The following is a 13075-nucleotide window of genomic DNA, read 5'->3' as shown; positions in this document are numbered from 1 at the left end:
CTGTAGCGTGTTACTTCTCTCGGTATTCCTGCTGAGTTTTGTAAATATCAATGGATTATTCTTCTGTTCAAGCTGTCTTATTTATAAATTTCAGACAAAAAAAGACGCCCGAAGGCGTCTCTTTTCTCAGCTTTAACTCGAATTAGAATTCTTCGTTAAATGCCTGGCTTAGAGCTTGGTCTACATCAGAGAAATCATTGTGCAGTTCAAATTCTGCAGCTTCTGCTTCTTGACGACGACGCTCCAGGTGGTAAGCCAAACCTGTACCCGCTGGGATCAGGCGACCTACAACCACGTTCTCTTTCAAGCCGCGTAAGTCATCTTCTTTACCTGTTACAGCCGCTTCAGTTAACACACGCGTGGTTTCCTGGAACGATGCAGCAGAGATGAACGAGTCAGTAGAAAGCGATGCTTTCGTAATACCCATCAATTGACGTTCAAACTTCGCAGGGAACTTGTTTTGTGCAAGAACTGCTTGGTTTTCTTGAACAACGCGGATGTAATCCACTTGTTCGCCTTTGATGAAGCTAGTATCGCCGCCATCAGTGATATCAACTTTACGCAGCATTTGACGTACGATCACTTCAATATGCTTGTCGTTGATTTTTACACCTTGCAGACGGTATACATCCTGAACTTCGTTCACGATGTAGTTTGTAAGCGCAACTTCGCCTTTCAAACGCAAGATATCGTGCGGGTTCTGTGGACCATCAGAAATAGTTTCACCACGGTTCACATGTTCGCCTTCGAACACGTTAATCGTACGCCATTTCGGAATCAACTCTTCATAAATCTCAGAGCCATCATCCGGCGTAATCACCAGACGGTTCTTACCTTTGGTCTCTTTACCAAAGCTTACAACACCCGACACTTCTGCAAGGATTGCGTGCTCTTTCGGCTTACGTGCTTCGAACAAGTCAGCTACACGCGGCAGACCACCGGTAATATCACGGGTACGTGAAGTTTCTTGTGGTACACGACCGATGACATCACCGACACCAATCGTTTCGCCATCACGAACAGAAAGAATCGTGTTCTGTGGCAGGAAGTAGAACTGTTCGCCACCATCAACGGTATCTAACACAACAGCAGGACGCAAATCTTTACCTGACGCAGGACGTGAAGTCACTGGCAAGATTTCGATGGTTGACATACCTGTTGCATCATCAGTTTTAGAAGTAACCGTCACGCCATCAGCAATCTGGCTGAAACGTACTTTACCAGCAACTTCTGTTACCAATGGATGTGTATGCGGATCCCAAGTCGCCACAATACCGCCTGCTTCTACAGCTTCGCCATCTTTTAGCAAGATAGAAGCACCGTAAGGCAATTTATAACGCTCGCGCTCACGACCTAAGTCATCCGCAATACCGATTTCACCTGAACGTGAAGTCGATACCAAGTGACCTTTGGCATGTTGTACTGTTTTCACGTTATGGAAACGTACTGTACCTTGGTTACGAACTTGTACACTGTTTGCAGCAGAAGTTCGGCTCGCAGCACCACCGACGTGGAAGGTACGCATCGTTAACTGTGTACCTGGCTCACCAATCGATTGAGCTGCCATTACACCAACAGACTCACCCGGGTTCACCTGATGACCACGTGCTAGGTCACGACCGTAACATTTCGCACATACACCGAAGGTAGACGCACAGTTTACGACTGAACGTACTTTAATTTCGTCGACACCTTGGCTTTCGATGAACGTCGCCAATTTCTCGTCAATTAAAGTATTACGTGGAAGCAGAACTTCGTCTGTACCTACACGTTTCACATCTTCAGCAACCACACGACCCAATACTCGTGCACCCAGGTTCTCGATGACATCGCCACCTTGAATGAACGGAGTCATTACCAGACCGTCATACGTACCACAATCCGGCTCGGTAATAACCAAGTCCTGCGCAACGTCTACTAGACGACGCGTCAAGTAACCCGAGTTCGCAGTTTTCAGTGCTGTATCGGCCAAACCTTTACGCGCACCGTGTGTCGAGATGAAGTACTGAAGTACGGTCAAACCTTCACGGAAGTTCGCTTTAATTGGGGTTTCAATGATCGAGCCATCCGGCTTCGCCATCAAACCACGCATACCCGCCAACTGACGAATCTGAGCTGCCGAACCACGGGCACCTGAGTCAGACATCATGTAGATCGAGTTGAATGATTTTTGCTTCTCGTCTTCACCCTGTTTGTTCTTCACAGTAGTAAAAGACAAGTTGTCCATCATCGCTTTAGCAACCTGGTCATTGGTACGTGCCCAAATATCGACCACTTTGTTATAACGTTCGCCGGCAGTTACGAAGCCTTGTTCGAACTGTTGTTCGATTTCACGAACTTCAGCTTCCGCTTTACCAATAATTGCTTGTTTTTGCGGTGGAATAACCATGTCTTCCATACCGACAGATACACCTGAACGCGTCGCTTGACGGAAGCCCAAGTACATCAATTGGTCAGCGAAGATAACAGTATCTTTCAGACCCAATTTACGGTAGCAAGAGTTAATTAACTTCGAGATATTTTTCTTAGTCATCTCAACGTTAATTTGCTGGAAATCCATACCTTCAGGCACAACTTCCCAAAGCAGGCAACGACCAGGCGTCGTATCTACAATAATGGTTTGCTGTTCACGGTTACCATCTTCATCGATCACAGTCTGGTGTACACGTGCTTTAACTCGAGCGTGTAGATCAACCTGACCTGTTGCCAGTGCACGGTTTACTTCGTGAGTATCCGCGAACACCATGCCTTCACCTTTGGCATTGATTGCATCACGCGTGATGTAATACAAGCCCAAGACCACGTCCTGAGACGGTACGATGATTGGCTCACCATTCGCTGGAGACAAGATGTTATTCGTCGACATCATTAACGCACGAGCTTCAAGCTGAGCTTCAAGTGTTAATGGTACGTGTACCGCCATTTGGTCACCATCGAAGTCGGCGTTAAACGCAGCACATACGAGTGGGTGTAGACGGATCGCTTTACCTTCGATCAGGATCGGTTCAAATGCTTGAAGACCCAAACGGTGAAGAGTTGGCGCACGGTTCAACATCACTGGATGTTGACGAATCACGTGAGCAAGAACGTCCCAAACTTCTGGGGTTTCGCGCTCAACCATTTTCTTCGCAGCTTTAATGGTAGTTGCTTGACCAGAAGCTTGTAGTTTCGCGAAAATGAATGGTTTGAACAGTTCAAGTGCCATTTTCTTCGGAAGACCACATTGGTGCAAACGCAGGTTTGGACCAACAGTAATTACCGAACGGCCCGAATAGTCAACACGCTTACCAAGTAAGTTTTGACGGAAACGACCTTGCTTACCTTTGATCATGTCTGCCAAAGATTTAAGCGGACGCTTGTTCGAACCGGTAATTGCACGACCACGACGACCGTTATCTAGCAATGCATCTACAGACTCTTGCAACATACGTTTTTCGTTACGTACGATGATGTCTGGCGCTGCAAGGTCAAGAAGACGCTTCAAACGGTTGTTACGGTTGATCACACGACGGTAAAGATCATTCAGGTCAGAAGTCGCGAAACGACCACCTTCAAGTGGTACAAGCGGACGAAGATCTGGTGGAAGAACTGGAAGTACAGTTAACACCATCCATTCTGGCTTGTTGTTCGAATCGTTGAATGCTTCCATCAACTTCAAACGCTTAGACGCTTTTTTCAGCTTGGTTTCTGAAGTTGTAACAGGAATTTCTTCACGAAGACGCGCAATTTCAGCTTCAAGATCGATGTCTTTCAACAAGTCTTGAACTGCTTCAGCACCCATTTTCGCTGTGAATTCATCACCGTGTTCTTCTAATGCATTGAAGTATTCTTCATCATTTAGAAGTTGGTATTTCTCAAATGGAGTCATACCCGGATCGGTCACTACATAAGATTCGAAATACAATACACGTTCAATATCACGTAGCGTCATGTCTAATAATAGACCGATACGGCTCGGTAATGATTTTAAGAACCAGATGTGGGCAACTGGAGACGCCAGCTCGATGTGACCCATACGTTCACGACGGACTTTCGCAGTTGTTACTTCAACGCCACATTTTTCACAAATGACGCCTTTGTATTTCATACGCTTGTATTTACCACACAAGCATTCGTAATCTTTCACTGGACCAAAGATTTTGGCACAGAACAAACCATCACGTTCAGGCTTGAACGTACGATAGTTAATGGTTTCTGGCTTTTTAACTTCACCGTGAGACCATGACTTAATCATTTCTGGTGACGCAAGACCAATACGGATGCGGTCAAACTCTACAGGAGCATGACCGTCTGAATCCGTCTTTTTGCGCATGATATCGAGCAAGTCTTTCAATTTTTTTCTCCGTGTGTTGTGGAGATTTTCACTCAACAACTGGGTCACAAATATTGTTTTTTAACTGAATTGGGAATCCCAAGAATCCCCCTCAATCCCCCTTTATTAAGGGGGAAGCCCCTCTTTATCAAAGAGGGGTTTGGGGAGATTTAATGGAGATTCTTAGTCACCATTTTTCAGTTCAATGTTGATACCTAAAGAACGGATCTCTTTGGTCAATACGTTGAACGATTCAGGCATGCCCGGGTCCATATAATGGTTGCCATCTACAATGTTCTTATAGATACGGGTACGGCCTTCAACGTCATCCGATTTCACAGTCAGCATTTCTTGTAGCGTATATGCTGCACCGTAAGCTTCTAGTGCCCAGACTTCCATCTCACCGAAACGCTGACCACCGAATTGTGCTTTACCACCAAGCGGCTGTTGCGTAACTAGAGAGTAAGAACCAGTTGAACGCGCATGCATCTTGTCATCAACCAAGTGGTTCAGTTTCAGCATGTACATATAACCAACAGTTACCGGACGGTCGAAACGCTCACCAGTACGACCATCATATAATACGGTCTGACCAGTACTAGACAGGCCTGCAAGTTGTAACAACTCTTTGATCTGACCTTCTTCAGCACCATCGAATACAGGAGTAGCCAAAGGTACACCAGCACGCAAGTTGCCAGAAAGTTTCAAGATTTCTTCATCAGTCAAGCTATCAAGATCTTCTTGTTCGCCACCAACTTTGTTGTAAATCTTGTCCAGGAAATCACGAAGCTCAAGTACAGTACGTTGCTCTTTCATCATCTTGTCGATTTGATCGCCAAGACCTTTCGCCGCCATACCCAAGTGAGTTTCAAGAATCTGACCCACGTTCATACGCGATGGTACGCCAAGCGGGTTCAATACGATATCAACAGGTACACCGTTGGCATCATGTGGCATGTCTTCTACCGGCAAGATGTTTGATACAACACCTTTGTTACCGTGACGACCCGCCATCTTATCACCCGGTTGGATGCGACGTTTTACAGCAAGATAAACTTTAACTACTTTCAATACGCCAGTCGTCAGTTCATCGCCTGTAGAAAGTTTGCGTTTTTTCTCAGCAAATTTCTCGTCAATTTCGAAGCTCTTCTCTTTCAAGAACACTTGAATTTGAGTTAAACGTTCAGCAATTGCTTCATCAACTGGTTGAATTTCAAGAAGATCAACAAGCTCTAAACCAGACAACACGTCTTCAGACAGTTTGTCGCCACGTTTAGTTGTACCGCCACCATTCGACTCTTGGCCATTCAGTAGACGGATTACACGTTCACGTGCAGCTTCTTCGAAGATTTTGAATTCTTCTTTCAAGTCTTTACGGTATGCATCCAATTGCGCTTTTTCAATTGCTTGAGCACGTTCGTCTTTTTCAAGACCGTCACGTGTAAACACTTGAACGTCAATGACTGTACCTTTAGTACCTGATGGAACGCGTAAAGATGAATCTTTTACGTCAGCCGCCTTTTCACCGAAGATTGCACGTAGCAATTTTTCTTCTGGAGTAAGCTGTGTTTCACCTTTAGGGGTTACTTTACCAACCAGGATATCGCCAGCAGTTACTTCTGCACCGATGTAAACGATACCTGACTCGTCCAGTTTAGATAGAGCAGCTTCACCCACGTTCGGGATATCGGCAGTGATTTCTTCCGCACCCAGTTTGGTATCACGTGCGACACATGACAATTCCTGGATATGAATCGAGGTTAAACGGTCTTCTTGAAGTACACGCTCAGAAAGTAAGATCGAGTCTTCGTAGTTGTAACCGTTCCAGGTCATGAACGCAACGCGCATGTTTTGACCCAGTGCTAGCTCACCGCCATCAGTCGATGGACCATCAGCCAGTACATCACCACGACCTACTTTATCACCTAGGTTCACAAGAACTTTCTGGTTGATACAAGTGTTCTGGTTCGAACGGGTGTACTTGATCAGGTTGTAGATATCTACACCTGCTTCACCTGCGATCATTTCGTCTTCATTCACACGAATAACCACACGAGACGCATCAACAAACTCGATACGACCACCACGCTGAGCGATCACACATACACCTGAGTCATGTGCTACGTTCGCTTCCATACCGGTACCAACAAGCGGCTTGTCAGCGATCAACGTCGGAACTGCCTGACGTTGCATGTTCGAACCCATTAATGCACGGTTGGCATCATCGTGTTCTAGGAATGGAATCAGTGACGCTGCTACAGATACAACCTGCTGAGCAGATACATCCATATGCGTTACTTTTTCAGGAGGAATACGTACGAAGTCACCCTGATGACGAACAGATACAAACTCTTCTGTTAAATTACCATCTTTATCCATTGCAGAATCGGCCTGTGCAATGACAGTGCCTACTTCTTCAATCGCAGAAAGGTATTCAACTTCATCTGTTACACGACCATCAACAACTTTACGGTATGGGGTTTCCAGGAAACCAAAGTTGTTACATTTCGCATAAACAGAAAGCGAGTTGATCAAACCAATGTTTGGACCTTCCGGTGTTTCAATTGGACATACACGACCGTAGTGAGTTTGATGTACGTCACGTACTTCAAAGCCTGCACGTTCACGCGTCAAACCGCCGGGACCAAGCGCAGAAACACGACGTTTGTGCGTAATCTCAGATAACGGGTTGTTTTGGTCCATAAACTGAGACAACTGGCTTGAACCAAAGAATTCTTTAATTGCAGCAGCAACAGGTTTCGCATTGATCAAATCTTGCGGAGACAGGTTGTCAGTTTCAGCTTGGCTTAAACGTTCTTTAACAGCACGTTCTACACGAACCAGACCTACACGGAATTGGTTTTCTGTCATTTCACCAACAGAACGAACACGACGGTTACCCAGGTGATCGATATCGTCGACTTCACCTTTACCGTTACGGATTTCAACTAATGTTTTTAATACATCAGTGATATCTTCGTTCGAGAGAATGCCTTCAACTTCACGTGACTTCTGATCTGTACCGACTTCGTAAGGACGACCCAAACGACGGTTGAACTTCATACGACCCACTGGAGACAAGTCATAACGTTCAGAAGAGAAGAACAAGTTGTTGAATAAGTTTTCAGCAGCTTCTTTTGTTGGTGGCTCGCCTGGGCGCATCACTTTGTAGATTTCTACCAATGCTTCTTCACGATTGCTCGTTGTATCTGCACGTAGAGAATCTGCAACGAATGAACCGCGGTCGATATCATTGGTGAACAGAATATTGAACTGCTTCACGCCGCCTTCTGCAATTTTCACCATGATTTCATGGCTTAATACAGTATTGGCTGCAATCACATCACCATCTTTTAATGGGATGTCTTCAGCAGTGATACGCTCATACAGGTACTCATCTGGCACTGCAAGTTTTTCAAGACCTGAAGCTTCCATTTGACGTACATGACGCGCATTGATACGTTTACCTTGCTCAACAATTGCCTTGCCATCCTTGTCCAGAATGTCAAATTGTGCCATTTCGCCACGCAGACGTTCAGGCACCAGGTCAATCTGGTAGCTACCCATGTCAAGATACACAGGTACTTTCTCGTAGAACATGTCGAGAATGTTTTCGTTGCTATAACCCAAGGCACGGAGTACCACAGTCGCAAGCAATTTACGACGACGGTCAATACGTACATAGACGAGGTCTTTGGCATCGAATTCAAAGTCTAACCATGAACCACGGTAAGGAATGATACGTGCTGAATAAAGGACTTTACCACTTGAGTGAGTCTTGCCTTTATCGTGGTCAAAGAATACGCCTGGTGAACGGTGTAATTGTGACACGATCACACGCTCGGTACCGTTAATTACAAAGGTACCGTTATCCGTCATCAATGGCATTTCGCCCATATAGACTTCTTGTTCACGTACGTCTTTAATTGACTTCGTTTCACGATCTTTCAGGATCAAACGAATTTTTACACGCATTGGTGCTGCATAAGTTGAGCCACGAAGGATACATTCGCGTACATCAAACTCAGGCTTACCAAGACTATACTCAACAAATTCTAAAGCAGCATTGCCAGAATAACTTTCAATAGGAAAAACTGAACGAAATGCGGCTTGGAGACCGATATCTTCGCGGTTTTTTGGTGATTTGCCATCTTGTAAGAATGTTCTGTACGAGTCGACTTGAATCGCGAGCAAGTACGGAGCATCCATGACGCTAGGCAATTTACCAAAATTCTTACGGATCCGTTTCTTTTCGGTATATGAGTATGCCATCTGGAGTCCTCGGAAAGTGTAAACCAAGCCCGCCTGCAGAACGGGCTCAGAAGGAATTACGCTGGCCGATATGGCCACCACTCTTTACAAATGCTGCAATTTTTAGTGGTATTAAAACGCTTATCAATATTTTTTAATGAAAAATATTGGTAAACGTTTGTTCATTATGTTTATTTTCAATTTGTATGATTTTTATATCATGCAAACAAAAATCGAGCCGATTATTGTAACGCAAAAAGGCTGATGACCCAAGAGCCATCAGCCAATTTTTGGAGCCGATTATAAAAAAACCGGCTCCCTTAAGAAATTACTTAAGAGTAACTGTAGCACCAGCTTCTTCAAGTTTCTTCTTAAGCTCTTCGCCTTCTTCTTTAGAAACGCCTTCTTTAAGAACTGCAGGAGCGCCTTCAACCATGTCTTTAGCTTCTTTCAAGCCAAGGCCAGTCGCTTCACGAACTGCTTTAATTACAGCAACTTTGTTCGCGCCGAAAGAAGTCAATTCAACATTGAATTCAGTTTGTTCTTCAGCAGCAGCAGCAGCTGGACCAGCAGCAACAGCTACAGCAGCAGCAGATACATTGAATTTCTCTTCGAAAGCAGAGATAAGTTCAACAAGTTCAAGAACAGTTTTTTCAGCAACTGCGTTTAGGATTTCTTCGTTTGTTAAAGCCATGAGATTAACTCCAAATGGGTATTGAATGATGTGTGTTTAAGTTTGAGCTTAAGCAGCTTCTGACTCGTTTTTCTCTTGAAGCGCTGTAAGTAAGCGGCCCAATTTCGAAATAGGAGCTTGAAGAACGTTTGCAAGCATAGTAAGCGCTTTCTCTTGGTTCGGAAGATTCGCGATTACGCTAACTTCTGCACCCTGATAAAGTTTGCCATCAAATGCAGCAGCCTTAAGTTCAAATGCTTTATTAGTTTTAGCGAATTCTTCGAACAAACGTGCAGCTGCACCCATGTCGTCTTCAGAATTCGAGAAAGCCAAGATTGTTGGGCCAACAAGGTTGTCGTTCAAGATATTGAATTGAGTATCTTGAAGAGCACGTTTAGCCAAAGTGTTACGAACGATACGTGTAGTAACACCAAGTTTACGCGCTTCAACACGTAGAGTAGTTAACTGCTCTACAGTCAAACCTTGGTAGTCAGCAACAACAGCAGCAAATGCAGTAGAAGCAACTTCAGCTACTTCAGCTACGATCTGTTTTTTGCCTTCGATAAGAAGAGCCATTGTAAAACCTCCTAACGGTGATTTATGTACTTACGCGAAGTACACTCCCAATTCGCAAGACCATCACTGGACTCACACGCGGAGGATGAACAAATCACACCACCGCGTCTACGCAGGCTGGGCTATTAAGAGAGAAGCATAAAACTTCCCTCGCCCGCGGTCTTTGACGCTGATAAATTTTCATTTATCAATTCAAAGTTTGCCTAAGTCTGCAAAATACGACAGAGCGTTTCTTGCGTAAGTTTTAAAGCAACGCTTTAAAACTTACTCAGGGCTTTAAAATTCTGTAATAAGTCGAGACTTATTTAGAAACGTTTGCTACATCAACGATCAAACCAGGACCCATAGTTGAGCTCAAAGTGATCTTTTGAATGTATACGCCTTTAGACGTAGCAGGTTTCAAACGCTTCAAGTCAGCAACAAGTGCTTCAACGTTTTGACGAACAGCAGCAGCTTCAAAACCTACTTGACCGATCGCAGCGTGGATAATACCAGCTTTGTCTACGCGGTAACGTGCTTGACCAGCTTTTGCATTTTTAACTGCAGTAGCAACGTCAGGAGTTACAGTACCCACTTTAGGGTTTGGCATTAAGCCACGTGGACCAAGGATCGTACCAAGTTTACCTACAACGCGCATTGCATCTGGAGCAGCAATTACTACGTCAAAGTCAAGGTTACCCGCTTGGATGCTTTCAGCAAGATCGTCGAAACCAACAACGTCTGCGCCTTCAGCTTTAGCAGCTTCAGCAGCAGCGCCTTGAGCGAATACAGCTACACGTACAGTTTTACCAGTACCTGCAGGAAGTGTAGTCGCGCCACGAACAACCTGGTCAGATTTACGAGGATCAACACCTAGGTTTACCGCGATATCTAGAGATTCTTTGAATTTAGGAGCTGGAAGGCTCTCTAAAACTGCAACAGCTTCTTCTAGCGTGTAAACTTTGTGTGCTTCTACAGCAGCTACAATCGCTTTTTGACGTTTAGTTAATTTAGCCATGTCTTAAAGCTCCACTTCCAAGCCCATAGAACGCGCAGAACCAGCAATGGTACGTACACGTGCGTCTAAATCAGCACCAGTCAAATCTGGTTCTTTAGTAGTCGCGATTTCTTCGATTTGAGCACGAGTCAACTTACCAACTTTAGTTTTGTTAGGTACAGCTGAACCCTTCTGGATACCAGCAGCTTTCTTAAGAAGAACAGCAGCAGGTGGAGTTTTCATGATAAATGTGAACGACTTGTCGTTGTACACAGTGATCACGACTGGAATTGGCAGACCAGCTTCAACTTTTTGTGTAGCAGCATTGAATTCTTTACAGAATGCCATGATGTTCACACCACGTTGACCTAGTGCAGGACCAATCGGTGGAGATGGATTCGCTTTACCAGCTGGAACTTGCAGCTTGATATAGCCGTCAATCTTCTTAGCCATTTCAAATTACCTCTGGGTGCAAACGCCGGTGAAGGCTCCCCAATGATTTCAAGTAACGATACCGTTACAACAACAATGCCTGACTTATAAATAAGTCAGGCGTTTTCAACCCATACAAATTAGACTGATTTTTCGACTTGACGAAATTCCAATTCAACTTGAGTTGGTCGGTTAAATACATTAATGGTCAGCGTTAAACGTGACTTTTCGTACTGAACTTCTTCCACCACACCTTTAAAGTCGGTGAATGGACCGTCAACCACGAGTAATTCTTCGCCTGGTTCAAACATCGTCTTAGGACGAGGTGCTTCGCCAGTATTGCGTACACGCGCAAGAATCGCATCTGCTTCTTTTTGCGTAATCGGTGCCGGTTTTTCAGCCGTACCACCAATAAAACCTAAAACTTTTGGACATTCTTTAACAATGTGCCAAGTATCATCGTTCATTTCCATTTCGACTAGGACATAGCCAGGAAAGAACTTACGCTCTGATTTACGCTTCTTGCCATCCTTCATTTCTACCACTTCTTCGGTAGGAACAAGGACTTCACCAAAGCTATCGGCAACAGCGCTACGCTGGATTCGATCATTAAGCGAACGCATCACTTGTTTTTCATAACCTGAATAGGCATGAATAATGTACCAACGTTTCATAGCTCTCTTACCCGATAATAAACTTCATTAACCAGCCTAAAATATAGTCAAAACACCACAATAAGATGGATGCAATTACGACTACAACAAGAACTTGCCAAGATGTGGACATCGTCTCTTGCTTGGTAGGCCAGGTCACTCGACGCAACTCAATTCGTGCATCTTTCAGCAGACGAATAAAGCCTTTGCCTTGATGGGTGGCGTATAATAAACCGAATGCTGCAACGATACAAGCCAAAATCACCCCAACGCGCACCCAAATATCATTCGCAGGTGCCCAGTACGCTGGTAAATATTGGTTTACCATCATTGCACCAACCAATAAAATCAAGGCGATAACCCATAGAACCATGTCTAATGGAGAACCAGAACTTACATCTACTGCAGGATTATTTCTTTGAGGAATTGCCGCTTCGCCTAATGCGTCGCGTGATTTTTCATTCGACATTTTTGTACTCGTCGTAGGTTTCGCGACTTATTATATGACCAATTTTGCCGACATCAAGCGTCTTTTTAGAAACTTGGCAGGTCAGGAGGGACTCGAACCCCCAACATTCGGTTTTGGAGACCGACGCTCTACCAATTGAACTACTGACCTGCAAAACAACAAGTTGGAGCCTAAGCTCCAACCTGCTTGTCTTATTCTATGATTATGCAGTTACTTTAGCAACTACACCAGCACCAACTGTACGACCGCCTTCACGGATCGCAAAACGTAGACCTGGGTCCATTGCGATCGGGTGGATTAGCTCTACTGACATCTCAACGTTGTCACCAGGCATAACCATTTCCACGCCTTCTTTAAGCGCGATCGCACCAGTTACGTCCGTAGTACGGAAGTAGAACTGTGGACGGTAACCGTTAAGGAATGGAGTGTGACGACCACCTTCTTCTTTAGAAAGTACGTATACTTCCGCATCGAATTTAGTGTGTGGCTTGATCGCACCTGGTTTAGTCAATACTTGACCACGTTGTACGTCTTCACGCTTAGTACCACGAAGAAGAACACCACAGTTCTCGCCCGCACGACCTTCGTCAAGAAGCTTACGGAACATTTCTACACCGGTTACTGTAGTAGTTTGAGTATCACGGATACCAACGATTTCTACAGACTCACCTACTTTAACGATACCAGTCTCTACACGGCCAGTTACTACTGTACCACGACCAGAGATTGAGAA

Annotated in this window: 9 protein-coding genes and 1 tRNA gene; all 10 read right to left on the bottom strand. The window is 44.7% G+C overall.

What is annotated here, in order from left to right:
- Positions 1 to 142 precede the first annotated feature (142 nt).
- Positions 143 to 4333: a DNA-directed RNA polymerase subunit beta' gene (gene rpoC / locus ACP7AK_RS05510; protein ID WP_004278609.1), complete on the bottom strand. Its 4191-nt coding sequence runs from the start codon at positions 4331 to 4333 to the stop codon at positions 143 to 145.
- Positions 4334 to 4495: 162 nt separating this feature from the next.
- Positions 4496 to 8584 carry a DNA-directed RNA polymerase subunit beta gene (gene rpoB / locus ACP7AK_RS05505; protein WP_005102827.1) on the bottom strand — a complete coding sequence of 1363 codons (4089 nt, stop codon included), beginning with the start codon at positions 8582 to 8584 and terminating at the stop codon, positions 4496 to 4498.
- A gap of 307 nt (positions 8585 to 8891) precedes the next feature.
- Positions 8892 to 9257, bottom strand: coding sequence for a 50S ribosomal protein L7/L12 (rplL, locus tag ACP7AK_RS05500; RefSeq protein ID WP_004278611.1), 366 nt, complete (start codon positions 9255 to 9257; stop codon positions 8892 to 8894).
- Positions 9258 to 9305: 48 nt separating this feature from the next.
- Positions 9306 to 9812, bottom strand: a complete 507-nt coding sequence (rplJ, locus tag ACP7AK_RS05495; RefSeq protein ID WP_004278612.1) for a 50S ribosomal protein L10 — start codon at positions 9810 to 9812, stop codon at positions 9306 to 9308.
- 301 nt (positions 9813 to 10113) lie between these two features.
- Positions 10114 to 10809, bottom strand: a complete 696-nt coding sequence (gene rplA / locus ACP7AK_RS05490; RefSeq protein ID WP_004278613.1) for a 50S ribosomal protein L1 — start codon at positions 10807 to 10809, stop codon at positions 10114 to 10116.
- A 3-nt stretch (positions 10810 to 10812) separates the two neighbouring features.
- The gene (rplK, locus tag ACP7AK_RS05485; RefSeq protein ID WP_004278614.1) at positions 10813 to 11241 is read right to left on the bottom strand and encodes a 50S ribosomal protein L11; all 429 of its coding nucleotides are present in this window, start codon (positions 11239 to 11241) and stop codon (positions 10813 to 10815) included.
- Positions 11242 to 11360: 119 nt separating this feature from the next.
- Positions 11361 to 11894, bottom strand: coding sequence for a transcription termination/antitermination protein NusG (gene nusG, locus ACP7AK_RS05480; RefSeq protein ID WP_004278615.1), 534 nt, complete (start codon positions 11892 to 11894; stop codon positions 11361 to 11363).
- 7 nt (positions 11895 to 11901) lie between these two features.
- Positions 11902 to 12342 carry a preprotein translocase subunit SecE gene (secE, locus tag ACP7AK_RS05475; RefSeq protein ID WP_004278617.1) on the bottom strand — a complete coding sequence of 147 codons (441 nt, stop codon included), beginning with the start codon at positions 12340 to 12342 and terminating at the stop codon, positions 11902 to 11904.
- A 74-nt stretch (positions 12343 to 12416) separates the two neighbouring features.
- Positions 12417 to 12492: transfer RNA gene (locus ACP7AK_RS05470), tRNA-Trp, on the bottom strand.
- Between the two features lie 52 nt (positions 12493 to 12544).
- Positions 12545 to 13075, bottom strand: a 531-nt coding sequence (locus ACP7AK_RS05465) for an EF-Tu/IF-2/RF-3 family GTPase (protein ID WP_425878974.1), incomplete at its 5' end; no start/stop codon positions are given.

The sequence above is a fragment of the Acinetobacter sp. TWP2-2-3 genome (assembly GCF_049896445.1).
Classification (GTDB): Bacteria; Pseudomonadota; Gammaproteobacteria; order Pseudomonadales; family Moraxellaceae; genus Acinetobacter.
This window is presented reverse-complemented; position numbering and strand designations above follow the sequence as displayed.

Coding starts and splice junctions, on each gene's coding strand:
- nusG (WP_004278615.1), bottom strand. CDS start 11,894: ATGAAACGTTGGTACATTATTCATGCCTATTCAGGTTATGAAAAACAA.
- rplL (WP_004278611.1), bottom strand. CDS start 9,257: ATGGCTTTAACAAACGAAGAAATCCTAAACGCAGTTGCTGAAAAAACT.
- rplA (WP_004278613.1), bottom strand. CDS start 10,809: ATGGCTAAATTAACTAAACGTCAAAAAGCGATTGTAGCTGCTGTAGAA.
- secE (WP_004278617.1), bottom strand. CDS start 12,342: ATGTCGAATGAAAAATCACGCGACGCATTAGGCGAAGCGGCAATTCCT.
- rplJ (WP_004278612.1), bottom strand. CDS start 9,812: ATGGCTCTTCTTATCGAAGGCAAAAAACAGATCGTAGCTGAAGTAGCT.
- rpoB (WP_005102827.1), bottom strand. CDS start 8,584: ATGGCATACTCATATACCGAAAAGAAACGGATCCGTAAGAATTTTGGT.
- rplK (WP_004278614.1), bottom strand. CDS start 11,241: ATGGCTAAGAAGATTGACGGCTATATCAAGCTGCAAGTTCCAGCTGGT.